Annotated in this window: 19 protein-coding genes; 9 read left to right on the top strand and 10 right to left on the bottom strand. The window is 37.2% G+C overall.

The features are described from left to right. Positions 1 to 990, bottom strand: a complete 990-nt coding sequence (locus BK579_RS04130; RefSeq protein ID WP_078543730.1) for a dienelactone hydrolase family protein — start codon at positions 988 to 990, stop codon at positions 1 to 3. A gap of 1,466 nt (positions 991 to 2,456) precedes the next feature. After that, the gene (locus tag BK579_RS04120; protein WP_078543726.1) at positions 2,457 to 8,066 is read right to left on the bottom strand and encodes a CehA/McbA family metallohydrolase; all 5,610 of its coding nucleotides are present in this window, start codon (positions 8,064 to 8,066) and stop codon (positions 2,457 to 2,459) included. Between the two features lie 277 nt (positions 8,067 to 8,343). Here BK579_RS04120 and BK579_RS04115 point away from each other — a divergent pair, with 277 nt between their 5' ends. Continuing rightward, complete coding sequence (locus BK579_RS04115; RefSeq protein WP_078543724.1) at positions 8,344 to 9,465, top strand: HupE/UreJ family protein; 1,122 nt, start codon at positions 8,344 to 8,346, stop codon at positions 9,463 to 9,465. A 765-nt stretch (positions 9,466 to 10,230) separates the two neighbouring features. Here BK579_RS04115 and BK579_RS04110 read toward each other — a convergent pair. The 3 genes from BK579_RS04110 to BK579_RS04100 are packed head-to-tail and all read right to left on the bottom strand — an operon-like array spanning position 10,231 to position 12,775. Next, positions 10,231 to 10,719, bottom strand: coding sequence for a DUF3299 domain-containing protein (locus BK579_RS04110; protein ID WP_078543722.1), 489 nt, complete (start codon positions 10,717 to 10,719; stop codon positions 10,231 to 10,233). Between the two features lie 17 nt (positions 10,720 to 10,736). Next, on the bottom strand, positions 10,737 to 12,101 hold the full coding sequence (locus BK579_RS04105) for an ABC transporter permease (protein ID WP_078543720.1): 1,365 nt from the start codon (positions 12,099 to 12,101) through the stop codon (positions 10,737 to 10,739). Then, positions 12,098 to 12,775: an ABC transporter ATP-binding protein gene (locus BK579_RS04100; protein WP_204524673.1), complete on the bottom strand. Its 678-nt coding sequence runs from the start codon at positions 12,773 to 12,775 to the stop codon at positions 12,098 to 12,100. The genes BK579_RS04105 and BK579_RS04100 overlap by 4 nt, the downstream gene beginning before the upstream one ends. 197 nt (positions 12,776 to 12,972) lie before the next feature. On the opposite strand from BK579_RS04100, the gene BK579_RS04095 reads away from it, so the two are divergent. Beyond that, positions 12,973 to 14,106 carry a DUF2927 domain-containing protein gene (locus tag BK579_RS04095; RefSeq protein ID WP_078543717.1) on the top strand — a complete coding sequence of 378 codons (1,134 nt, stop codon included), beginning with the start codon at positions 12,973 to 12,975 and terminating at the stop codon, positions 14,104 to 14,106. 242 nt (positions 14,107 to 14,348) lie between these two features. On the opposite strand, the gene BK579_RS04090 is transcribed toward BK579_RS04095, so the two are convergent. Then, a complete protein-coding gene (locus tag BK579_RS04090) occupies positions 14,349 to 14,750 on the bottom strand; it encodes a GtrA family protein (RefSeq protein WP_078543715.1) in 402 nt (133 codons plus the stop codon). Between the two features lie 576 nt (positions 14,751 to 15,326). Between BK579_RS04090 and BK579_RS04085 the strand changes: the two genes are divergently transcribed. The 4 genes from BK579_RS04085 to BK579_RS04065 all read left to right on the top strand — a co-directional run bounded on the left by BK579_RS04085 (position 15,327) and on the right by BK579_RS04065 (position 19,860). Next, on the top strand, positions 15,327 to 16,379 hold the full coding sequence (locus tag BK579_RS04085; protein ID WP_078543713.1) for a M14 family zinc carboxypeptidase: 1,053 nt from the start codon (positions 15,327 to 15,329) through the stop codon (positions 16,377 to 16,379). A gap of 26 nt (positions 16,380 to 16,405) precedes the next feature. Next, positions 16,406 to 17,812 (top strand): LVIVD repeat-containing protein, encoded by a 1,407-nt coding sequence (locus BK579_RS04080; protein WP_204524672.1) that lies wholly within the window; start codon positions 16,406 to 16,408, stop codon positions 17,810 to 17,812. 343 nt (positions 17,813 to 18,155) lie between these two features. Further along, positions 18,156 to 18,560 carry a VanZ family protein gene (locus BK579_RS04070; protein WP_078543709.1) on the top strand — a complete coding sequence of 135 codons (405 nt, stop codon included), beginning with the start codon at positions 18,156 to 18,158 and terminating at the stop codon, positions 18,558 to 18,560. 1,222 nt (positions 18,561 to 19,782) lie between these two features. Next, entirely contained in the window at positions 19,783 to 19,860 is a 78-nt protein-coding gene (locus BK579_RS04065) for a YjcZ family sporulation protein (RefSeq protein ID WP_078550365.1), read from the top strand. A 95-nt stretch (positions 19,861 to 19,955) separates the two neighbouring features. On the opposite strand, the gene BK579_RS04060 is transcribed toward BK579_RS04065, so the two are convergent. Further along, positions 19,956 to 22,520: an EAL domain-containing protein gene (locus BK579_RS04060; RefSeq protein ID WP_268876547.1), complete on the bottom strand. Its 2,565-nt coding sequence runs from the start codon at positions 22,518 to 22,520 to the stop codon at positions 19,956 to 19,958. 6 nt (positions 22,521 to 22,526) lie between these two features. Continuing rightward, complete coding sequence (locus tag BK579_RS04055; RefSeq protein WP_078543706.1) at positions 22,527 to 22,724, bottom strand: hypothetical protein; 198 nt, start codon at positions 22,722 to 22,724, stop codon at positions 22,527 to 22,529. 256 nt (positions 22,725 to 22,980) lie between these two features. Between BK579_RS04055 and BK579_RS04050 the strand changes: the two genes are divergently transcribed. From BK579_RS04050 to BK579_RS04040, 3 genes are all read left to right on the top strand, one after another. Continuing rightward, positions 22,981 to 23,055 carry a YjcZ family sporulation protein gene (locus BK579_RS04050; RefSeq protein ID WP_078550363.1) on the top strand — a complete coding sequence of 25 codons (75 nt, stop codon included), beginning with the start codon at positions 22,981 to 22,983 and terminating at the stop codon, positions 23,053 to 23,055. A gap of 139 nt (positions 23,056 to 23,194) precedes the next feature. Next, the gene (locus BK579_RS04045; RefSeq protein ID WP_078543705.1) at positions 23,195 to 23,614 is read left to right on the top strand and encodes a hypothetical protein; all 420 of its coding nucleotides are present in this window, start codon (positions 23,195 to 23,197) and stop codon (positions 23,612 to 23,614) included. A 258-nt stretch (positions 23,615 to 23,872) separates the two neighbouring features. Further along, positions 23,873 to 25,615, top strand: a complete 1,743-nt coding sequence (locus tag BK579_RS04040) for a DUF2207 domain-containing protein (RefSeq protein ID WP_078543704.1) — start codon at positions 23,873 to 23,875, stop codon at positions 25,613 to 25,615. A gap of 313 nt (positions 25,616 to 25,928) precedes the next feature. On the opposite strand, the gene BK579_RS26260 is transcribed toward BK579_RS04040, so the two are convergent. After that, positions 25,929 to 26,096, bottom strand: coding sequence for a hypothetical protein (locus BK579_RS26260; protein WP_235848336.1), 168 nt, complete (start codon positions 26,094 to 26,096; stop codon positions 25,929 to 25,931). A 127-nt stretch (positions 26,097 to 26,223) separates the two neighbouring features. Next, a complete protein-coding gene (locus BK579_RS26255; protein ID WP_235848335.1) occupies positions 26,224 to 26,751 on the bottom strand; it encodes a hypothetical protein in 528 nt (175 codons plus the stop codon). Positions 26,752 to 26,999 lie beyond the last annotated feature (248 nt).

The following is a 26,999-nucleotide window of genomic DNA, read 5'->3' as shown; positions in this document are numbered from 1 at the left end:
CTAGTCTTTTAGTAAGGAATTCTTTAACCAATCATATGATTTTCGACCACTAATCTCATGCTTACCTACAAATATATCCCATGCGAAACTTTCTGAGTTTCCGAGTTTACTATATTTATTTTCGAGCACCGCAATTGCCTGTTCAACATGCTGCAGTGGAAAAATTGGATCTCTTGTCCCTGATTCGACAAACAGCTTTCTTGGTGCAATCAAACTAATGATTTCTGGAAGTTCAGCTGCTGTTAAAATTCCAGGTATGTAGTTGCATAAACAATGATCTGTAGCAAGAATACTTCCTTGAAAAGTACTTGTAAAACCGCAGATTACCGTCGACTTGACCCTCTCATCCAGTGCTGCCGTATATGCCGCAATTAACCCACCACCTGAAAAACCCATTACTCCTATCTGGCTTAAGTTAACATCATGTTGGTTTGAGATAAAATCAAGAACTAACCCTGCTTCAAATACACGCAAACCCGCTAACGTCTTTCCTGCCATTAATAGATGTGTCGACAGTGTGTAACATGAGGAGCTTTTCCACGCTTTTAAATCCTGCTGCAGTCGGCGTTCTCCCATAGCGATCACTTCTGGTGCGAATACTTTTAATCCTCTTTTCACAAGATTCACAGCAAAGTGCTGATGAATACCAGGTACACCTTCATCCTCAGTTCCATCCTCTCGAAGCCCAACGATTTCTCTTACTCCATATCCGTGACCATGCAGTGCTAACACCGCTGGGTAGGTTGAGTGATTTTCCTTTGGTGTTAAAATATACATAGGGATCTTCAATCCATTGGTTGAAGGAATAAGGACTTTCTCACGAGTATATTCAGCAAACTCTTTAGTCTCCAGGACAATAGCGTCGTTAACTGTACATGGTTTAGAAAAAGTGCCTAAACTCCTCAATAAATCAGACTTCGTGAACATACCCTGATGCCGCCGGGTTGTATCCGCATACATTTGTTCTAAAAACAAATCAGTTTCCGTCATTTAAATTAACCCCTTCCCCCAAAATCGTTAATCATATTTTACCGTATTCCATTATACTCTTGTGCATTTATTTTCATTTATTTGGCAAAATAAACAAGTCTCTTTTTCTGAAAGATTGTTGTACTGAGCTAATTTATAAAAGTTAAACAAGCAGTAAATTTAATATTGGGTAGACCTTTATGCGAATAAGTATTTGCACCATGGAGTATGAAAATATTGCATTCACCTACTGTGGAATGAGCGGAGAGCCACCTAACTCCTGGTGGGATCTAGCTGTCTCGCGAGACCAGCAAGAGCCAAAAAGCGACGAGGAGCTCACGGACCACCCCGCGGAAAACAAGTGGGGCGCAGCTCATGGAACTCTCCAACCTAGTTATTTTCAGGGTAGACATCTATGCTAATTAAAATTTAGTACCATGGAGTATGAAAAATTATACTTAGCTTAGTGTCTAGCTTAAGGCGCTATCGGCTCTCAGGTCTAAGACAAGCCGATGAACGAGCGCCTTCCGCATTTCTTTTTTCAGGGTAGACTTCCATGCTAATTAAAATTAGTACCAAGGAGCTCCAAAGTTTTCATAAACAAAGAAAGGATGATTGGTATGAGCAAATTTTTATTAGGGATGTTATTCAATTTTTTGATATCCAACTTCATGCTAAAACGCAACCTAGATTGGCATAGAAAGCTTGTATGGATGTTCACACCAATGTTTTTTATCTTTATGCAGATGCAATCTGAGTATATTATAAAGCGAATTTCTTCAAAAACAGGCTGAAAATCAGTCTGTTTTTCTTCATCTGAAAATGATACTCCATTTACAAACCACTTCTAGAAAGCCCGGTCCTTTTTTGTTTTAGTTAAAATGCGATAAGTTGTAATCTATGCCATTGACTCCTTTATAATACAAAGGGTACATATCTCCACCACACTTCTTATACCTAGGTAGAGTGATAGGGAGTTACTTTTGCTTTCTTTCCATATTGCTGTGTCTTATAATATTGATTTCACTGTGGTTGAATTTAAACGGAAAAATTCCGCCTAAATAGGGAAATATCAACATTTCCCTAAATATAACGGGAGTTTTTCCGCTTATTATGAACCAGATCTTTAGATTTAGTCATATATTAGAGAGGTTAACCGGAATATCTCCGCTTATATCTGCTTCTTAAGCCCTACTTGATACATTAGCCGGAATTTCTCCCCTTATGAATCCCTAGACCTACGTAAAAAATCAACAAAGATGAATAACAAAGCTTTTAAAAAAGTCCATTATGATCCATGCAGTTGAACCAAGCTTTCTTTGATTGCTTCCCAATGTTGATTATTATCGACATTAGTCTCTATACACGAAAAACACCACAGTATTAACGCTTGTGGTAGATCGAAGTTCTATATACTATCAAAGAAAAAAGCCCGCAAGGACCAGATTTTTCATCCGGTCCTACACAGGCCTTCTCTTTACCAATTATTAAGCTTGAACCTTAAACTTTCTCTTTCTGAATAGAACAACACCAGTTCCAGCTGCCATGAATAGTAAACCGATTAATAATAGGTTATACGTATTTGTTGCTGTGCTTGGTAGTGTATATCCATCCTTTGGAGCAGGAATATCAGATACTGCATCATCTGAAGATACTTCAAACGCTGCAAATGTACTAAAGTGGTCAGTATATGCTGTTACTGTTCCATCTTCGTACTTACCACCGATATCTTCCCATTTCTTTTTATCTTCATTGTAGTAAAGAACAGTTACGTCAGCCGCTTTTTTGACTTTCTTAGCATCCACTTTGAACACTAATGTCATCATTTTATCGAAGACGCTATATTCATTACCATCAACAGTTACTTTGAAATCATAAACTGCACTTAGTGCTTCTTTATTGTCCTTCATACGCTTTACATCGATCTCTACAGATTTTGTAGGGAAATTAGTTACAGGAATGTGAACTTCAACATCCTTGTTTGAAAGAACGATTGTGATACCTTTTTCTTTTAATAGCTTGATTTGCTCAGCAGTAAATGCGACTTTATACTCAACGACTTTCTTAAGATCGATCGTTAAAGTAGCACCCTCAGCAAGTTCATCAATTATACTTGTTTCAACTGTTACTGCACCTTTTTTAGGCTTTTCTGGAGTAACAACCACGTTATCTTCACCTGGTGTTTCACCATGATCACCATCGCCTGGTTGCTCGCCATCTCCATCGCCTGGAGTTTCGCCACCATCACCAGCGCCTGGTTGCTCGCCATCTCCGTCTCCTGGAGTTTCGCCGCCATCACCATCGCCTGGAGTTTCGTCAACTGGGCACTCGATTACGTCAGTATTTACTTCTAAATCTTCAGCAAAACGAACACGGATACGGTTTCCAGCCATACCTGATGAAGCAATACCTGCTACACTAATTTGATCTCCTTCTTGGAAGCGATCAACACCTAGTGGTAGGTAACCATCTGTATGGATATAAGCATCACCATAGCAATCAGTTACAAGCATATAACTGTCTTCATCATTAATTTCTTTGATTGTTCCAACCAGTTTTACAAGCTGACCGTTGTAAGTTCCAGCAGTGACATCTTTCGAATCTACTACTTTAGTTTCAACCTCAGTACCTGGACCTACATACAGAATTTCCATATCGAAGTTTTCATAAGCTAATTCTAGTTCACCTTCGAAATATGTGATACCACCAGTAGCAATGACTACAGTTCCAACTGGTAAATCCTTACCTTGCGGACCATATAGTGCTATACCACCTGTTTCATCTTGAATGTAAACAGTATCAAAGAACTTGTTTGTCGGTGCTGTTACAACACCTTTTACAGTGACAATGTCACCTTCTTTTGCATTTTCACGAACAGTTGCTATGTCTTGGGTACGGTCATAATTCGATAACCAATCCATTGTAGTTAACGTAAATGAAGTATTACTCACGTCGTTTACAATTTCAAAGTCAGAATAGAAATGACGACCTGCAACGATGATACGTCCTTCACCAACATATTCCTTTGCAATTAACGGAATGTTTTCTCCGTCTGGACCAGAAGTTTGATTTTCATCACTTTCCCCACCGATTGCTGGATTATATGTGTGGTAACCATCTGCAACATTGAAGTTATAAGATGTGCTGTTACCAGCAACAAGAATTTCTAAACCTGTTTCAGCGTTATTTGTTAATGCTCCTAGATTTTCATTTACTAGTGAAGCACCACTGAAGTAACGAATTGCTTCCATATTGTTATTTAAACCACTTGTAGTTGTTGGCATTGTATAAGCATATACAGACCACTTCATACCACCACTGAACTTATCAGAAGTATTTGGCTCATAAACATTATCATTATTAATACGAATTCCTGAACCCATTTCTGAAAGTAATGGATTTAGGTTTGAGTTATCATAACCAAAGTTAGATTTTGAAGCTAGCATTAATGATCCACCAGCTTTTACCCAATCACTTACCGCTTTATTTTCAGCATCTGAGAATGGACTGTTTTTATCTGGCGCATTAATAACAAGTACATCATAGCCAGCTAAGCTTTCAGCTGTAAGAGCTTGTGTATTAAGCTGTGTTGTGTATCCATAACGACGAAGTAATTCACTGAATTGGTTCATAGAACCTGGTACATCCGCGTTTTTATGGAAAGAATCAATTAATACTTTCTTACCGTTTGATGCTACAACTTTAACAATCTTTTCTAACTTAGTTACTGTTGTTACATTTTCAATCTCATCAAGTACAGCGATAATCTTATCTTGACCAGATTCTTCTGGAATCCATTTTACTTTTGCAGATCCTTTTTTACCTGGCCCGATATAAGCAATAGGACTTTCACCAATATAATTTTCACTGCTTACACTTCCACTATAGAACTTAACATTTAAGTTTTCTACAGAACGAACACCCATGTTACTTACTGTTGCTGTTAAGTCTGTTTCAAATCCAGGTACAGATGGATCTGGGTTAACTTCAAGTAAAGTTAACTTAACGTCCATTTCTCCACCAGCAGTATAAATTGCACTCGCAGTTGTCCACTTAGAATCTGTGTGAATAACTTTAACTACATACCAGTTTGCACCGTCTCCATCGATAATTGTTGGATTCCAAGTATACTCAGTTGCTTCTCCAACTTTAACTTGCTTAATGATTTCCCCACCATTTGAAATGATTTGAATTTCATCAATTGGGTTTGTTTCATCTTGTACCCAAATGTCAAACTTTAGTTCTTCGCCATCTTTCACATCTAATGTGCTACCCATCCAGAAATCATTTGCTTTTACGCGAAGCTTCGCATCACGTGCTTCAGTTGAGTACACACGACGAGCTTTAAATGCTTCCATGAATGATTCATTTGTTAAGTCTTCAGCAACTACTGCTGTTAAATTGTCAGGCGCACCCCAGTTTGCAGAGTGGTTATCTTGACCGTTAACAGCACCCACATGCCAACCATTATCCATTGCACGGAAGAAATGTTCTTCAGCACGAGCATAGCTGTAAGGTGGAGCACCGTTACCAACTTCAAGAGTTGCCATTAAATGATCAACTTCTGGAACATATGCTAAGTTATTATAAGAATCACTTGGCCAGTTAGGGTGGTTAAATGATGCAACCACATTTTCTTGAGTAGTTAACCACTCATAGAATTCACCTAGTTCAACTACTGTTTGCTTGGCTTCAACATAGTTTTGAGCGTTAAATACGTTGATATGACCCCAATGTGATGAAGTCATTTCGAATCCACGCATTGCAAGGAAGTCACCTTCATGTTTTGCATTGAATGCGTTCATCATTTCTTTTGTTTGATGCCATTCAGAGCCAACAGTTTCTTCGAATTCTTTACGCTCTGAAACGTATTTGTCACCATCTAACCAGTTTGAGTGATCAGTAACGATGATGTAATCTAAACCATTGTCATATGACATTTGGTATGCATCTGCTGGAGTACCTTTACCATCTGAGAATCCAGTATGAGCATGTGGTACACCAAAATAGAAGTTATAATCGCTATCTTCTTTTTGCTCTGCAACATAGAAGTAAGAGATATATTGATTTTTCGCACCAGAAACATCTGAGATTTCCACAAAAATTGAATGCTCACCAAGAGCTAATTCATTTGGCGTATTATAGCTAAAAGTAAATTCTTCTTTATTAACTGTTGCTGCAGCTGTTACATCTTGTCCATCAACAAGAAGCTTAAAGCTCGCCCAGTCAATTGCTGTTTCAGTTTCTTCTAATTTCCCTGAGATGACAGGTTGCTTCTCAAGAATGGTTGTCATTTTTGATGGCTTCACTTCATAAATCAATGGAAGCTTAGCATCTTGTGGTGGAGCTTGCTTAAGCATATCAGCGCCATCACGAAGTTTTAGTTGTGGTGTGTTAAACATTGCAGCTACACCAGTAATATCATAATACTCTCCTACTTTATAAGCAGATGAAGTAAAGTTCTTAGCATTTGCATGATAAAGCGTTGTTGTCTTCTTTAGTGTATCTTCGATTGTAAAACTATGTGTTGTGCTCGTTGTTGCATTTAGTTTCGCCATCTGAATTGTTACAAGTTGACCTTGATAATCACCAAGTTCTTCAATTGTAATCGTCTTTGGCTGTGGAAGTGGATTGTTTGCATTAATCTTTGTAATGTTTTCAACTTTATCCACTGTCACTTGTGCTTCTGCACGAAACAGACTTATAACACCCTTAATGTTTACTTTGTCACCTTTTTGGTAGCTTGATAGACTAACGTCTTTACCATACGTATCAATCTTAATACCACCAGTTGAATCTTGAACATACATAATGGTTCCAGTTTCATTATGTGTAACAACACCTTCGATTGTTACTTCTGTTCCTTCTGCAGCAGCTCTAGCTTCAGAAATAGTGTTCACATCTGGAGTTTCTTCAACCACTGCTGGAGTTACATCCCCGGCAGTTCTTACATGCAATTGATATGTTCCCTTATATTCAGAAACAATTGCAATAACATCTACTTGATCACCCGCAGCAACACCTGAAAGTGCAGGTACTTTATAAATCGTCGTTTTATTTCCATTTTCATCAGTTAGATCAGTGCTTCCACCAGTATTTACTGTACCAAGAGTCACATTATTAATTTTAATGATTTCTGACTCATTATCTTCACCAAGCAAATCAATTGATAATACCTGTGGCTCAGGTACAGATGTCGAAGCATCTACAATCTCAGCCGTGAAGTCTTGAATTTGTTTTACCCCATTAAACTCTGTAACTTTACCAGTTACCTTAACTGTGTCGCCTTCTTTAAAAACAACATCAGCATTTGTTTGTTTGTATAGGCTAAGTCCAGCTGTATTATCTTGAATTGAAATTTTTCCATTTCTAGTAGAGGTAATAACCCCTTTTACAGTCACATCAGTTGTACCAACGTCCAACTTACGTGCGTCAGCAATCGCAGTTACGCCAGGATCTACTGGCTCTTCAGGATCAGTGCTATCAACTGTGTGTGTGCCTAAGTAAGTAAAATCGTTTTGTGAATAGTGATCCCATTCAGTCGCAGGATCAAAGTCATCACTTTGGTTTTTGTCACCTGAAGTGATAGAGCTTTTACGTACTAATGTTTGTTCAGCCGTTTTAGCATCACCAGCTCCCCAAACAGAGCCTGGGTCTTCTCCAACTTTTCCAATCGAGTCAATAACATTACCATTATTTTTTAAAACCAGTGCATCATCACCGTTATAGTATGTAACGGTAGAAGTAATGTCTGCTAGATCTAGTATCGCAGGAACAGCACCTGCGTTGGCAATAATATAAACATCACCGTTATCAAGTGTTCCTTCTAGATCAAGAGAGTACGATACGTCTGTTTTACCATTACTATAAAGCTCAACTGTGTACCCGCTTAGATCTACAGCGGATCCTGTTCCGTTATAAATCTCCAAAGCTTTATTGTTGCTACTTCCCTCAATATACTCTGAGAAAAATAAATCCGATGTTTCGGCAACAGCTTTTTCAGTTGTAAATGGCTTTGCAGGTAGTAAACCAGTTAATAGTAAAAAGATCATTGCAAGTGCAAACCATTTTCGATTTCTGCGTAATTGCTTACTCACGTTTGAACCCCCTATTGATTTTTTGATAGTTTTGGTGAAATAATGTATAAGTTCCCCTAAAGCTTATACTAGAGTACCAGTTTCAGACTCTATAATCCAAAGTCTACCAAATATGATTTTAAACGTTTTCCTTATTATTTTCTATAATAAAATGAAATTTTACATAATTTATACTATTCCACCAAAAAACGTTTACAATCTTAGAAAAAATAGCACTTGTTTCGCCATAATATGTGTAATAAGATGAAACTATCTGTGAAAGGAAGGTGTATTGGAATTGACTAAATACTTTTCAAGAAAAAATTATACTACGAAAATTTTCATCGCTATTATTCTACTTTTTTCAATATTTTCTACTATTTTCTCTTCTCAAGCTTCCGCACATGCCTTAAGTGCTAGTTTTGGTGAAATGACGATTAATGACAATGAAATTAATTTAGCTTTCTCAATTGATGACCTTTCAGTAATTGAGTCCACAAACGCGGATGCGAATCTTGATGGCAAGCTTTCACAAGAGGAAGTTGATTCCGCTCAAGCTGAAATCCTTGAATGGATGAGCCGTAACTTGCTAGTTACATTTGATGGTATGGTACAACGTAGTGGAATTGACTCAATGATCGTGGAACCAAGAAATGACTTACAAGTAGTTACTGCTAGCTTTACCTATCCGATATCAACAGCTGTTGGTAAGGTTGTTCTGAATGACCATTTCTATGAAAATTCAGCTGACAATACAACTTACACACATTTTCTTAAGGTTGAGCAAAACGGAGAAGTCAGTGAGCACCTTTTAAAAGGGAATAATAGAACATTTGAAGCTGCCTTTGACCCAACTACACCAGTGTCAAATCAATCTACTTGGTTATCCTTCCTTTTTCTTGGAATGGAGCATATATTATTTGGATTTGATCATCTATTATTTTTATTTGCATTATTATTAGCAAAGCAAAGCTTTAAGGAGTATATAAAAATCGTTACAGCATTCACCATTGCACATAGTATTACAATCACTTTGGGGTATTTAGAAATCATTTCACTTCCTGGTATTTTAGTTGAATCAGTGATCGCCTTAAGTATATGTTATGTAGCAATTGAAAATATTTTCCGCAAAGGGATGAAGCATCGCTGGACATTAACCTTTGTTTTCGGTCTTATTCACGGACTAGGATTTGCTGGAATGTTGCATGAAATGACAATTCCGAAAAGCCATTTAGTTACTGCTTTACTTAGCTTTAACATTGGGATTGAAATTGTACAAATTGCAATTGTAGCAGTGGTGATCCCATTACTAAGATACATGCAAAAATTCAGTTCTTATACACGTACAGTTCAATACGGATCAGCTTTAATTGTAGTGATTGGAGCTTATTGGGTAGTTGAACGAGTATTAGGATTATAAATTTAGAACCTCATTCATGATTTATCTAACGGGTTCCGTTGACGGGGAGAAAAAATACAATCAGTTAATGAATTATCAGACCAATTAGCATAGCTATTTGGTCTCTTTATTTATTTTTAAGCCTTGATTTATTAGCACACTTTTTAGTTTGGCAATTTATCCGATGATTATTATGCCGTGGCCAATTTCTTTGCTAAATTGCTAAAAAATATAAGTGTAAAGCAGAAGATGTTTTATCATTAATCGAGGGAATTAAGATGCTTAAAATAAGGGGATATTTCCCTTTAAACTGCACAATATAGCTTGGTTAGACGGAATTAAGGGGAATTTTTTCCTTTAAACAAAGTACAAACACTCTATTTTCATTTTTTTTTATTAAATAGCAGAAATTTTTCCCTCTATTTTAACTATTTTTAGTCCCATTTGTTAATTAAAGAGGTTTCTCCCCTTATTTTATCAGCCCATGCAGCTAATTCACTCATCTGGCTGGTCCGAGGGTTTCCACTTTTTTATGGCCTGATGCGACCATGTATTAGGAATCATTTATTGAACGAACAGGTCTATGTTATAAGTGAAAAAGCTTCGAGCTTCTTACTATTTCAGGTGCTAACACTCTTGTTAATTTAATGCTTTTACCTGTGCATTTTCCTTTGTTAACCCATCTTTTCCTTTTCCCTACAACAAAACCGAGTAGCGCTTGGAGCTTGCTTTTTCTAAACAAAAATCCACCCCATCAACAAAAGGTGGAATTCTTAATCTATAAAACTATCTTTCCTGATATTTCTCAATTGAATCAGCTTTTAATCGAAACATACTAATCAATCCAGTTGCTTCGTCAATTTCTTCTCCAACTTCTAGCGTACCATACGCCCATAGTCCGTCCAGTGTATAGTCAATTTCCTGCCCATCTGGTGGATAGACTGCAATCGCTTCAAGATATTTCGGATTATCTGCTGAACAGAATGGACATGCTGCCCCTGCCGTTGGTACAAGATAAATAAATCGATTATCAATTGGCGTTAATTCGGTCATATAACCTTTAATCCCAACTTTTTTCCCGTTTAAAGCGAGCATTTCTTCGGTAATTTGCCCATTACCTGTGTCTGATTTTGTAAAAAATTGATCGAAGCTAATTTCAACAAGAGCATTACTTTCCTCTTCAGTTGTCGCCGCTTCCTTTGTTGTGTCTGAAGAACCACAACCTGAAACGACTAGTAAAAGTAAAAGAAACATACCAACTAATTTCTTATTCATTTTTCAGATGCAACTCCTTATAGTTGTTTTCCATCTACTTTTTTCGAATAAATCCATAAAGATGGGATAAATGAAACAACAATTGCCAAAACAAATAAATATAATCCATATTTTAACGAAGTCCAATCAATTAAGCCACCTGGAAGATTTACGCCAAAAAACTCACGGCTGTAAGTGCTAGCGATTAAAAAGACAACCGCAGACAAACCAATTCCAAGAATGGTACCAATTGAAGAAACCGTAATCGTTTCTATGATATTGGTTAAAATTAATTTTCTTCGTGGAACACCCAGCGCTCTGAGTATTTCCGTTTCTTTTTTACGTTGCACAACTGAATTCATGACCGCGAACACAATAAATAAAGCAGCCATTACGATTGATACTGATGCTAAAAGAATAGCAATAGATCTTCCTGCACTAAACGTTTCAAGTAGTTGACGGAAGATAGTTACTGGATACACTGCTTGTACCTCATGTAGATCATCTAGTTCTTGTTTTACTAGAGGAATAAATCCTAGTTGCTCAGGCTTTACTAGTATCGCTGTAACCTGTCGATCTTCTTCATGAGCATGCTCATTTTCAGAGGCAAGTTCTTCAGATTCATCATGATCAGCATGTTCGTCAACAGCTTCCTCTTCTGTATGACTAGCATGCTCTTCAGACGTTTCTTCTTCCTCATGATTTGCATGCTCTTCAGACGTTTCTTCTTCTGTATGATCTGCATGCTCTTCAGCCGATTCTTCTTCGTCATGATCATGAACTTCCCAGACACTTTCAATTGGTGTGAAAATCGCTTGATCATCTGGGCTACCTGTTGGAGAAAGGATTCCAACAACCACATATTCTAAGTCCTCATGTGCATCTCCACCATCGCCTAATCCGTGATTTCCATGAAAAGTATCTCCAAGAGAAAGACTAAGGGTAGTTGCTACTTCATAACCGACGACTACCTCTCCTGTATGTTCAAACCAAGCACCTTCATTTAAGAAAAAGCGTTCAGCCATCCCTTCACGAAAAGGCAGGAAGAAATCTTGAGTGGTTCCGACAATCGGAAACCCTCGATATGAATCTCCTAATCCAAGAGGAACAGCCCTGAGAATTCTATCATCTTCAGTAAGATTTTCATATAACTCGTATGAGATATTACCAGTAGGAGTTTCTAAGTAAACCAAACTATTTAAAACGAGCTGTAATGGACTTCCCTCAGCCCCTACGATCAGGTCATAGGTTCCAGCTTGGTCTTTAATCCCTTCTTCAACACTGTTTGAAATGGTTAAAACAGATAAAGTTAATCCGATGGCAAGCATAATCGCAACAACTGTGAAAATCACATTGGTGATGCGACCTCGTAAGCTTTTAAATGTATATGAAAATAGATTCATTTCACTACCTCTTTTAAAACTTCTGCATATGTTTTATTTAAATTCTGCATATATTCAATTCTAGTAAATTGCTCGGCAATACTAGAATCATGTGTGACAACAACTAATGTACATTCTCGTTCAAGACTTACTTGTTGTAAAAGTTGAATTACCTCAAATCCCGTTTTTGCATCCAGGTTACTTGTGGGTTCATCGACTAAAAGTAATTTTGGGTGATGAAAAAGCGCTCTTGCAATAGCTACCCGTTGCTGCTGCCCTTTCGATAAAACACGAACCTTTTGGTTCACTTTTTTCCCTAGTCCCATTTGTTCCAAAAGCTCTTTTCCTCTAGAAATCGCTTCTCTCTTTTTTAAATTATGACCAACAATCCCTTGAACTAACACATTCTCAAGGGCAGTCATATAAGGAAATAGCTGAAACTCTTGAAAAACCATACCAATGTTTTGACCTCGAAATTCATCTCGCTTTTGCTCTGAAAGCTTGGAAAGCTCTGTCCCAAAAACGGAAATACTTCCATTAGTTGGCGTATCTAAGCCAGCCATAAGATTCAGTAAGGTTGTTTTACCAGAACCACTCGGGCCCATAATTGCAACCTGCTCTTTGTTATTTATTTTAAATGAGTCTAAATCAAGAATCGTTTCCTTTTCATCTTGAATTGAAACAATTTTATTCACACTCTGGCAAATAACCGCTTCGCTCACACCTTCACCCCTCACATAATAATTCTATCCTATATTACCATGATTTGTGCGAAATAAGGCGATAAATGACGAATTCCCACAATATACAGGTGTTTTTAACATTGGCTTTACATTTTCAGTTCACTATTTATTAATTATTTCATATATACTTAGAAAAAAGGGGGAAGATAATGAAGAAAACGTTACTAGTTCTATTATTTCTTTTCATTACAGGCTGCTCTGATACAAATGATATTGTTCAAGGAATAGAGGATGGAAAAATATATGTCTCTGATCCTACGATTAATATAGATGAAAACTTTGGCGGGAGCGTTGAACTCCTTTTAAATGGCAAAGAAATAGAGAGTGGCCATAAGGTCACCGAAAACGGCAACTATACACTTGTTGTCACAGCAAAACAGCTATGGAATCAAACCACTCAAGAATTCAACTTTAAGCATGATGATATTCCACCTAAAACCCCGTCATTCACAACCGTAACAAGGGATATTTATTTTGAAGAAGCTCGGTTTGATTTTAAAAAAGAAAGAAATGTCACCTATGAAACCTTCCTGAACGGTAAGCCAGTGGATCTGACTAAACCAGTTACTGAGGACGGAGCCCATATGGTTGAAGTGGTTGCAACAAAGGAAAATGGACTGAAAGCGAATCGACGACATCATTTCTCCATTGATAGTGAAACTTTTACACAAGATGAAATGGACACTTTCATCGACTTCTTCTTTGATGATGAAGCACATGGCACTCTGCCTCTCATCTACAAATGGACTGGATCAGTGATGATTTATACTCACGGGAAGGCAACAAAGGAAGACTTGAAACAGCTTGATGATCATGTAAAAACATTAAATAAATTGCTTCCGATCACACTGAAAGTCGTAACCAATGATGATGAAGAGTACGCTCGAACAATGGATATCCACTTTATCCCAACAACTTCGTTTAGAGATTTTGTGAGTAAAGATGATTACTCATATATTGAAAATAGTGTTGGAATGGCATATCCTACTGAAATCACGTACGAAGGTGGTCTTGCAGCCTCAACAATTTTAGTCGGAACAGATATTACTCAATACGAGCGCAATCATGTAATCCTTCATGAACTCGCTCATTCCCTTGGGATGTACAATCATTTTGAGGACGACCTTACTAGTATCCTATATCCTTATGTAGAATCGAGTGTCACTGGATTCAATGAAATGGATTTGAAAATGATTAAAATGTTGTATCGAAAAGACATTCGTCCAGGGATGACGAAGCCGGATGTGGAGTTTGTATTTAACCCCAGAGTAAGAGATGAATAGATTCCTAGTTTAGAGAGAGGACATTCCTTAGGTGGAGTGTCTTTTTTTGTTGTTGTAGTCTTAACCAGTTCTGGGGTAGGGGCTTCCCGCCGGATTTTTTGAAGCAGCTTGATCAGTGCGGGGACCTTCGCCCGATTTTCCGCTGAACCCGCCGGATTCCTTCTCTATCTCTCGCCTGTTTCCCCACTGACCCTTGCCTGCCTAGGGATCTAATTTTCAACAGCTAGTTTCGCCTTTTCCATTCAACCGTTTACCGAACCTTCTTTATTAAAAATGTAGTATTTACTAGCAATATAATTGAATATCACCACAAATACGTTAGCAATTAACTTTGCTACTAAGTCATCTGCTTGTAATACATACACTAAAAAGATCATCATAAGAATATCTAAGACATAGGACAACCATCTAAAGCCAAAGAATGATACGAGTTCTTTAGTAACCGAGGTGCTGTTTACTCCAAACACATATCGTTTGTTGGTAATATAGGCAAATAATACAGATATGAACCAAGCAATTGTTGTTGATATTTTATAATCAATATCTAGCCCTTTCGCAAGAAAAGTATATGTAATAATATTTATAGCTGTTGTTAGCACACCAAAAACTAAATAATTAATAACTTCTTTGTGTTTTCTATACATTCCGATCACTTCTTTTTTAGCTTATTATGTTCACTTTTTCCTAACAACTCTCCTTCTATGCAAACTAACATGTAATAATTCCTTCGACTTTTTTCGGGTTTGTCTGATTTTTCACTCAAATTCACTCCTTTTTTACTAGATATTGCCTACATATTAGTTTTAGGCTAAAAGACTGTGTTAAAACATCTGACAAGATTCTTACATCATTCATTAATTTATCAACGTTTTTTTATTCTCCACCAATATTTCAACCTCGCTTCGCCCCTATTTATACCCATGACCATATCATTAATTCATGGTTTATCACTACATCCTTCAATGTAAATCATACGTAAGCTTCAGGTAACAGTTTGCAAATTTCGATATTATCCCCTAAGTCTTTTGCGCCATTTATCTTACTATTCAGTTATTTTTCAGCATTGTTCTACTTCATTTGACAATATTTCCCCTTAACTCTCACTTCATATTTAGACTAACGAAACAATCCTCCCAATAACCTATTAACTTTGCTAGCATTTTCTATTTATACTATGTGCGTGGTGTAAAATCACACCAACATATTTTAGGAGGAATAGGATGAAAAAGAAAATATTATCAGTTTCGCTGTCAGGTATTATTGCTTTAAGTGGCTTTACAGCTTTGTCAGTACCAGTTGGCGCTGTAGGAAATGGCCCTAATTATGGTGGAAACGAATCTATCCAAACATCGATTTTATTTACATACGATGAAATGGTAGATTACCTCAAAACACAAGATGCCAAACAAGAGCAAATGGATCTTGAAGTAATCGGCCAAACAGTAAAAGGCAGAGACATCTACATGGCAAAATACATCTCCACCCCCGATAATCCGACCATTCTATTCTTAACTCAACAACACGGAAACGAACAACTTGCAACTGAAGGTGCACTTGAATTCATTAAACATCTTGGGACAAATAAAACAAAAGGCTATCTAGACAACGTGAATGTCCTGATCATTCCAATGTTAAATGCTGATGGAGCGATGGGAGATGTTAACTTCTCACTAGATAACTATTTAGCAGATGGTGGACGACACTTAACCCGAGCAAATGCGAATAATGTTGACTTAAACCGAGAACATGCTAAGGCTACATCAGAAATGGAACCAGAAGCTCGAGCCCTTCATGAGCAAGTATTAATGAAATATGATATCGACTATATGATCGACCTACATCATCAAGGAACTAGAAGTGGAATTGATGGTGAACTAGTGTCTGGTTCAATGCTATACCCAACAAATCCAAATGTTGATCCAGAGGTACTGGAAGGCTCTAAAAAGCTCGGCGCCATTGTCTATAATGCTATGGATTCAACTGGCTGGGGACTTATTGGCAAATACAGGGGTGGAACAGGTGAGAATATTGGTCGTAACGGAGCTGCTGTCAGATACGACATTTCTACCCTGTTATTTGAAATGCGCGGAATGTCTGATCATTACTATGATTCATATGTACTTGGTCAGAAAAGCAATGGTTATCTAATCAAACAATCAATAGTCACTCTTGATGCAGCAGTCAGTGCGATTGCAGATGGGTCAATTAATACTGTTGACACAAGTTTCTGGGACACACTTCCTTTCCAAAGCAACATACCAGGTGAGGAATAATAATATCAACTATAAGGAGAGATGTTATGATTAAAAATAAACTATTTATCAAATCAGCTATAACAGGAGTACTACTATTCTCGGCATTTTCACCTATAGGATTTGCCCACGACGAATTAGATAGTTCAGGGATTGAAAAAGGACACTCTGTCTTCACAAATGAAGAGCTCCCCACACTTGGTCCATCTACATTAAATGGTTCTAAAAACGTCAGTAACTTAACTGAAGCTGCAGCAATTCAAATCAAACAACTGACTGAAGGTATTCAAAATAATACAGCCGATGTTTATGCATATAAGGGCTTCGCTTATCTAGGAACACATACAGCAAACGGAGCCAACGGTGGTGTACGTATTTTTGACTTGAAAGACCCAGCAAATCCTGTTGAAGTGGCAGTCTTTGGTCACGACGATGTTCCTGGTACATGGCAGGAAAAAGTAATCGTAAAATCAGTTAATACTCCACATTTCAAGGGAGATTTAGCAGTTGTTAGCGTTCAGCAAACCAACAGGCGAGCTGATACATCTGGCGGCTTCCTATTATATGATGTAACAAATCCGTATGAACCTAAAAAATTAGGATTCTGGGAAGTTTATAGTGATACCAACGGCACACATGAACTTTATCTCGCAACACAGGGAAATCGCGCCCTTGTTTTTGCAGCAAACCCTTATACAGACTACTATAGCCATGGCGAGCAGAAGGATTTCCAAATCGTTGACGTCACAAACCCTGCCCAACCAGAAACAATCTGGGAATTTGATCCTAGAACTCTGCCAGAAGTTCCTGATGACTTTAATGGCTATCATTGGCATGCTCCAGATGGTAAAACAAGACCTGTATTTAACCACAGTGTAATCACAGATAATAATGCTCAATATGCCTATGTATCAATGTGGGATTTAGGAACGATTATTTTTGATATAAAAGATCCTGAAAACCCTGTTTATTTAGGTCGTACAGAGTATGCATCATATCAACAAGGATCTGCTCATTCGGCTACACTCGCTCAAGGTGGTAATATTTTAATTGAAACACGTGAAGTTTCTAACCCAGTAAGAGAAGGGTATGAAAGTTCATATGGATATACTAGAATTTTCGATATTAAAGATAAAACAAATCCTAAGCTCTTAAGTGAGTTTAAAACAGACTTAGTCGACAATATCGAGGATGGTCGTACATTCAACAACACTGTCCATGATCCTAAGGTACATGGAAATACACTGTATTTATCTCATTATCTTGGAGGTATTTATATGGTGGATATTACTAATCCAGGTGAACCTGAGCAAATCGGTCAATATGCACCAGATCAAGCTGATGTATGGGGTGTTTTTGTAGACCGCAACTACATCCTAGCGTCCGATATGGGACAAGGGTTGAAGGTGTTATTGAAAAGTAATGGAGGCAATGGTAAGCAGCCTTCAAAATAAGGACATTTTATAAGGGAAAGATCCGTTGGTTTCTATTCTGCCAACGGTTTTTTTCTACCCTGAAAATAACTTAGTTAGCGGAGTTCCAATCGCTGCAATCCACCTACTTTCCGCGAGGAGGCTCACGCTTACCTCACATCCCGCAGAAGTCATGTGGCTCTCCGCTCATTCCACACTAAAGAGTAATCAATCATTTTCATTCACCATGGTGCAAATAATCGTTCAGCATTGGAAGGCTACCCTGAAGATTCCACACAAAGTGAGTACACTAAAAACTAAAGAGTACCGAGTGAATTGAATATCTCACTCTTCCTTTGCCCATAATTTACTGGTGATGAATATGATGACTTTATTAGATTTTTTCATTGGAATTAACGATGACAAACAGCTTCATTTTTTGGTTTTTTTCTTTTTATCATTTGGAATTGGCATGGTGATGCTATTACTAACACCAAATGGATATACCATAAAAGGGCTGCGTTATATGTGGCTTTTCCTCGTCTTCATTGGAATGGCAGAAGAATTTCGGCAGTATTTTCTCCCTGACCGAACAGCGGAATTTTTTGATGCGGTGGCCAATCTATGTGGGGTCACTTGTGGATTATTCATCCCGTTCCTACTTGCTTATTTAAGAAATGCTATTATTATGAAACGTCTCTCCATTCCTTCAAATCCTTTAGTCGAATGGCTTGTAGTGCTTCCTTTTTATGTCATTCTTTGGGTGTTTAATCAGGAGCCACCGATGTAGGTTCAGTCGACGATATTCGAGTAATTTCGGGTGGTGACAGGCACCACCCGATTATTTACTGAGTGGAATTTTTCTTCATTCTTTCACCTAGATTGATTATTTGATAGCTGTGGATTTAGTATTTCAGCAGTATTGTTCAGCCATTTTGCCCGGACCTTCATCGTTTTAGCAGCTAGACAAGGCATTTTAAGGCAACCCGATCTGTCTTGTAACCCACATTGATCTGTTTATTAGCCACTCGAATCATTTTATTAGCCAGTTTGACCTGTTTATTTGCCACTTTGAGCATTTTATTAGCCAGTTTGACCTGTTTATTAGCGACGGATCATTTTATTGTCCACTTTGGCCTGTTTATTTGCCAATTTGAGCATTTTATTAGCCAGTTTGACCTGTTTATTAGCGACGAATCATTTTATTGTCCATTTTGACCTGTTTATTTGCCACTTTGAGCATTTTATTAGCCAGTTTGACCTGTTTATTAGCGACGGATCTTTTTATTGTCCACTTTGGCCTGTTTATTTGCCACTTTGAGCATTTTATTAGCCAGTTTGACCTGTTTATTAGCGACGGATCTTTTTATTAGCCACTTTGACCTGTTTATTTGCCACTTTGATCATTTTATTAGCCAGTTTGACCTGTTTATTAGCGACGGATCATTTTATTGTCCACTTTGACCTGTTTATTAGCCAATTTGATCATTTTATTAGCCAGTTTGACCTGTTTATTAGCCACGGATCTTTTTATTGTCCACTTTGGCCTGTTTATTAGCCAATTTGATCATTTTATTAGCCAGTTTGACCTGTTTATTAGCGACGGATCATTTTATTGTCCACTTTGACCTGTTTATTTGCCACTTTGAGCATTTTATTAGCCAGTTTGACCTGTTTATTAGCGACGGATCATTTTATTATCCAATTTGGCCCGTTTATTAGCCAATTTGATCATTTTATTAGCCTCTTTAAGCATTTTATTAGCCTCTTTGATAGACTTATTAACGACTTTTAATTTTTATTAAAATATCCACCAAATCGTTAGATCCTCTCACCCTTTCTTACATGCAAAAAGAATTTTTGCAATCGACAAAGTCAGGAGTGACAACACCCAATAATTTTCCTATGACACGGCACCTGCGCCAATCTTCACAAAATTAGGCAAATCCCCAACCGTTACGTGAAACTCTACATAAGATAGTACTGTAACACATAAGGAGGTGTTATAAGAAATGCATAACAACTTTGCATTGATCGTTGTGCTGTTCATTCTTTTAATCATCGTCGGTTCAGCCTATGTTAGTTACTAAAATAAATTTAATTTGTAACTTGAATATATACAAAACACCGTTGGAAGTCCCCCTCCAACGGTTTAATCAATTTAGAGCGATGACAGTTCAGCACCCTAATAATAAATTTCCTTCTGCAAGTAGTCCGAAAGTTGGTCCGCAGGTAATGGTTTACTAAACAGATACCCTTGAACCTCATCGCACTCTTCTTTTTCTAAAAACAACTGTTGTTCTGCTGTTTCTACTCCCTCAGCGATTACATTAATATTTAAGGTTTGTGCCATTGCAATAATTGTCTTGATGATCATTTCATCTTCAATATGACCGACTCTTTGAATAAAGGACTTGTCGATTTTTAATTGATTAATAGGAAATCTTGTGAGATATCCTAGTGAACTAAATCCAGTTCCAAAATCATCCAAACTAATTAATACACCAAGTTTATGCAACTCCTGCAACTTAGCCTGTGCAACTTCAACTTCAATCATCATACCTTCTGTGATCTCTAAATCTAGACATGTCGGACTAATGCCTATCTTACTTAATAGTCTCTTGATCTCACTTACAAAGTTTTCTTTTTTAATTTGGTACGCCGATAAATTCACACCCATCCGCATGTTTGAGTAACCTTGTTCATGCAACTTCTTCAGTTCTATACAGGCTTTTTCCATCACCCATTTACCAATAGTGTTAATAACTCCAGTTTTCTCTGCAATACGTATAAACTTATCAGGCGATATATAACCATAACGTGGATGATGCCAACGTACAAGAGCTTCAAAACCAACAACTTGTTTAGATTGAATATGATGCTGAGGCTGATACTCTACATATAATTCATTCCGCTCAATCGCACGATACAAATCACTTGTTAAAGCGATTGTTTTCAATTCTTCCTCCCTAGAAGCGGAGTAAACTGGAATTGATACCGAATTTTTCTCTTTTTTCACCTTCATCATTGATTTCGTAGACTTTCTAATAAGCTCTTCTGAAGAGATTCCATCTTGAGGAAAAATACTTACACCAATACTAGTCGACATTTTAATTTCATTGTCTTGTAAAATGAAGGGTTCCTCAAAAACTCCTTCGATCACATTTAAAAAAGATGAAACCTCACCTTGATGACATGGAACATAAATAGCAAACTCATCTCCACCAACACGATAGACATTTGAATTAGTTGGCAATGCAGCAACTAATCTATTGGAAACTCTTTTAATAATTTGATCTCCATTTGAATAACCAAACGCGATATTAATACTATTAAATTCATCTAAATCAAGATTAAAGATCGCAAAATACCTGTCCTTATGGCTTTTCTCACAAGATAGGTGTAAAAACTCACGAAACCTTTGCTGGTTAGGTAATTTTGTCAAATGATCTATTGTAGCTAACTGACCAATTTCCGTGTTTTTACTTTCCCGTTCTAGTGCCAGCTTTAATAAGAAAGTGGCTCGATCAACTAGGTCTTTTTCCATTTCATTTGGTGAATGAACTCTTTCATAGTAAATAGCAAATGTCCCAAGTAATTCATTATCATTTGTTAAAATAGGTGTAGACCAACAAGCACGTAGTCCATGCTTACTTGCAATATCACAAAAGTTACTCCATTTATCATCAATATTGATATCAGTAACGATTACTCTTTCCTTCAAATAGGCAGCAGTTCCACACGAACCAACAAGCGGACCTATATTGATTCCATCAATCGATTTAATATACTCTTTTGATAGGCTCGATCCAGCCTTATACTTTAATGTTTGTGAGTCTTTTTGATATAAAAGTATAGAACAAAGTCCATCTGTTTGTTCTTCTACAAATGTAGTGATTGATTGTAAAATGTCATCAATTGGGCACTCATCTGTAATCATTCGAATGATTTCGTGTTGACCATTAATTACATTTTTTAATAAACTACCATCAATCTCATAATCTTCTCTATTATCCATTTCTTCTGAATAAAATAGATATAAATTCTTACCATCCTTTTTTGCAGCATACATCGCAAGATCAGATTTCATAATTAATCCTCTTAACGACTGATCATGTAGAGGGTAAAGTGATATACCTATACTTACAGATAAGTAAAGTTCATGATTTTGATAATAAATAGGATTTTGGAGTGTATCTAGAAAAAGCTGCGAGATCGCATCAATTTCTTCAGTAGATTCACTCATAATAAAAACGAGGAATTCATCTCCTGCAAAACGTAAAATCAAATCCCCCTCTCTCAAATTACTATTTATTCGGCTAACAACTTCTTTTAGGACAAAATCACCACCATCATGTCCGAAGCGATCATTTACATATTTAAAATTATCAATATCTATAAAAAGTATGGCAAAAGGACGTGAATATATTTCTCCCATCCGGTCAAGTTCCTGTAAAAAAGAACGATTATGGATGTTGGTTAAGGTATCAGTATAAGCTGTAAACTCCAAATCAATTGCATAAGATAAAAACAATGCCATATTCTGGAGCATATCTTTTTCTTCTTGAGTTAGGGATGATGGCTTTGTATCTAGTGCACAAAGATTTCCGAACAACATTCCATTTTGCAAAATAATTGGTACCCCATAAAAACTCTTTACGCCTAAAGAAATCGTCGGCCCAAGATTACAAGTATCTGCGTTTAATTGTGTATCTGGTATAAAAAGTGGTTCCCGACCACCTTGGAGAATAAGGTTTCAATACGCATCTTCCAAAGAAATCCTCAGTCCTTCTTCAACTAAAATATCATTAACATTCATTACATCTAAAATCACAACTTCCTGTTCTCCGTGAAACTTAGTCAGACAAAAAGTGTTCATCTTCATTGAGTTCCTTAACATAGAAAATATCGGAGAAGTAGCTTCCTTCAACCTCTTAAACTTCTGTAATTCCATGATTTAAACTCCCTATAAACATAAATTATTTGATTTTTTAGCATTAGCATGTTGCTAAAATTTTATATAAGATTGAATAAAAACACAATGTATAAATATAGGAAGTTCAACAATTTCCGTCCGGTGACTGTGGCACCATCTAACTCCCGTTGCCACGGCACCTGCACCAATCTTCACAAAAATAGGCACATCTCCACCCGATTCTTGAATCTCTACATAAGATAGTACTGTAACACATAAGGAGGTGTTATAAGAAATGCATAACAACTTTGCGTTAATCGTTGTGCTGTTCATTCTTTTAATCATCGTCGGTTCAGCCTATGTTAGTTAAAAACTTCATCATATAAACACCGTTGGAAGTCCCTCCGACGGTGTTTTCTTTTCGACAAATTTCGGGTGGTGACACCCAAAATCTCCATGACAAATAGCTGAGTTTAAGGTTATACTAATCTTCAAAGGAGGTGAAGATCATGGAAGAAACTTTAAATAAAATTCTTAACAAATTAAGCTCAATTGACAGTAAAGTTGACTCGCTTGATAAGAAGTACCATTCTTTTGAAGGTAGGTTTCAAGCTATTGATGACAGATTTCAAGCTATTGATGACAGATTTCAAGCTATTGATGACAGATTTCAAGCTATTGATGACAGATTTCAAGCAATTGATGATAGGTTTCAAGGTATAGATGGCAGATTAAAATCGTTAGAAGATGGACAAAAGGCTTTCGCCAATGAGCAAAGCGAAATGCGTAAAGAAGTAGCTTTCTATTATGGAAGTATGATGAAGAAACTAGATGAAACGAAATTGGAGTTAAGCAGCGAAATTAAACAAGTCACAACTATCCAAAAACAACATCAAAATGTATTAGAATACTTAAATGAAAAGCAATAATCACAAAGTAACCTCAGTATTCCCCTAAAAATCAGCCATACTAGAGCGCAACAAATCACACCTTAGTATACAGATCTTAAAAAAACCTACATCCAACTAATTAAAAAAGAAGTCTACATCTCTTTTATTGAAAAAAGGATGTGGAACTTCTTTTTCCTTTGCCCTTCTCCCATTAAACCAAGAAAAAATATCCAATAAATGTGAATCCTTTTCCCACTCCACTCCGTATATACAAATAAAAATCGTGGTGGTGTTCCTATGTTTCGACAAATTTCGGGTGGTGCCTGTCACCGGGTTTTAGGTATATTTTTAGTTCTACTATTCACCCTCTTTCTCATGCCTACTCAAGGGTTAGCCGTTAATTTTTCGATAAGTAACGTAAAGATTGAGGCCTCTCTTTTGGAAGATGGCGATGTAAAAGTAACCGAGCAGCTAACCTATGAATTTGATGGTGAGTTCAACGGTATAACACGAGAAGTTATACCGAAAAAAGGAGCAAAGATTACTAATTTTGCTGCAACAGAGAACGAGAAATTCTTAAAGATTGAGAGAGAAGATCACCTATACAAGGTTCATCGAAAGGGCTCCGATGAAACCATTACCATCCAGCTCATGTACACCATCGAAAATGGCATCGATATCTACACTGATGTGATAGACTTTTACTGGCCATTTTTTGATGAGCGCAATGAAACCACCTATCAAAATCTAGCAATCATCATTCACCCACCTTCACCAACGAACGATGTGATTGCCTTTGGGTATGATGAAGCCTCTGAAACAGAGAAAATTTTAAAGGATGGATCGGTTGTCTATGAGTTCGGGGAAGTTCCATATGGTACAAATGGAGATATACGAGTGGCATATGACCGAGAGCTTTTTCCATCAGCATCCATAACTTCGGAAAAAGTGATGAAAAATGAAATCCAAAGAGAGCATCAACACCTTCTTGACAGTGCTGCCGCTAAAATAAAAATGCATGATCGCCTTGTCTCCTATGGAGTTCCAGTCATCATAGTCTTTGCTCTTGCTTTATTTAGCTTACTGACAAAAACGACAATATCTTCACGAGCAACCTTGAAGGCAATCCAAAGTGAAAATGATCAGTCCTTTCGACTGCCAGCAGAAACGATGAGTATCCCAGAAACCATCTCTTTTACACACGGATATCTCCCTGCCGAAGCAATGGCTGCAGCTTTACTTGATCTTGCTCGCAAGAAAATCATCAAAAAGTCGAAGAATAACGGATTTAGACTTGTACCTCGTGAATTTTCACTGTTAAAACATGAGACGATTTTAACAGAACTACTATTCAATGAAATTGGCGAAAATGGTGAATTTTCATTTGAGGATCTGAAAGCTTATATTAAAGATAAAAAAAATCACCAAAAATACCAACTAGCCATTTCCAAATGGAAGCAAGCTGTGAAAGAGGAAATAAGATACGAAAAACTTTACGAAAAAAAAATGAGATACCGCTTTTCAGTCGGTTATTCCAGCTTTTTGTTAGTTCCATTGCTCATTTTGTTTCCAATGTATAACCTACCAATCTGGTTTTTAGTCACTCTCTTCCTATTTGCGGGAACAATTATTTACGCAGTATCTTATCACCCTAAAACAAACAAAGGATATCGAATTAAATACGAATGGGAACTTTTCAAATTGAACTTTCACTCCTTATCACCTAGTCACTGGAACTCACTTACCGAAAATGAGCAAATGCGTGCCTATATTTATAACCTAGGCACAAACAATAAAGGACTAGTAAAGAAAAATGAAGAGCTCGTGAATGCGTTTAAAACGCCACATTCTCCTTCTGATACAGCAGTGGTCGGCTATTACGCCCCAACTGACATGAGCACAATTGCCTTTTTCGGTCCGATTTCCTCCTCTAGTTTTCACTCAGCGGACAAAACGACCCAAAGCACAACAGGAGCTTCTTCTGCAGGAGGTTCTGGTGGTGGAACTGGCGGCGGCGGTGGAGGATCTGGGGCATTTTAAGATTTTACGAGTCAGATTAACTACTATAAAAAAAAGGAGTATCGCCTCGGAACAGGACAAATACTCCTTTTTTTCTGTGAAAATTGAATCTGAATCAATCATCCAACTCTTACTCATTCAACAATTCATCCAAATACTGACTAAGCCTTAATACTTATGGACTTGTCAAATCGCTTTTCTAACGCCGCGCAGATCATTAGTTGTCTCAGCGATTCAATTTTCTTTAGTAAAGTTTCCTTTTTACAACAAATATTCTTTTTCATATATCAAATTCAGCACCTGATTTAGGGGGGAAATCAGGTGAGTGAATGAGTTACTCTGTGACACTTGATGAAGCTTTCATACCCCATAAGCGAATATTAACGCCTAATTCCTCTAATTCGGCTTTTGCTTCATCAATCAAGGTTTGTGCTTTTTCTTTTGCTTCCTCATCTAAATGTGCAAGGAAATCACGCTGCTCTTTTTTTACAGGAAGCTCCACTCCTAGCTCTGCTAACTGAGTTTTAGCTTCTTCAGAAGTGATTGCACCACTTTTCTTTTGTTCTAAAATCGACTCGGCTTTTTCCTTCGTTTCAGCATCTAAATCAGCAAACCATTCTCTATTTTTATTACCTTTTATAGGAAACTCTAAACCTAGCTCTGCTAATTGAACTAGCTTCCTCTGAAGTAATTGTTCCTGCCTTCTTTTCTGCTAAAATCAACTGAGCCTTTTCCTTTGTTTCTTCATCTAGTCCAGTAAGTATATTACCACGCTTATCGCCCTTTACAGGCAGCTCGATTCCTAATTCAGCTAACTGTGTTTTTGCTTCTTCAGAAGTAATTGTACCTTCCTTTTTCTGTTCCATGATATTTTTAGCCTTCACTTTTGTTTCTTCGTCTAAAGCAGAAAACAGATCACCTCGGCTTTTCTTTTCCGGAATCTCCACACCCAACTCAGACAGATTTATCTTGAGCTCATCCATGATATCCTGAACCTTCTCTTTGGTTACATCATCGAGCGTGGTTTTCACAGCAACGGCCTGTCCCTCGGTTGCTGTGGTTTCGGATGCAGCAAATGCTGTAACACAAACACCACCAACAATCCCAACTGATAAAGCGCCAACCATCATATAGCCAAACATTTTATTTTTACTCATGTCTATATGCCACCTTAGTAAAATCGTCCAGTTTACAAATACAACTTTAATTTATCTTAAAATTATGACCAAAATATGAATAAAATCGCACACTGATATGAAATTACCATGAAAGAATATAAACATTTTTAGTATAAAAATAGACACCGAGATTTTCCTCAGTGTCTAGCGAATGACTCTTTCTTCTTTTACAGGCTCTTTTATGAAAGATTGTTGCTAATTGGCTTATTTTTAGGAAGGATACACTA

The organism is Litchfieldia alkalitelluris, from assembly GCF_002019645.1.
Classification (GTDB): domain Bacteria; phylum Bacillota; class Bacilli; order Bacillales; family Bacillaceae_L; genus Litchfieldia; species Litchfieldia alkalitelluris.
Note: the sequence above shows the minus strand (reverse complement) of the source record. Positions and strands in the feature narration are given on the sequence as shown.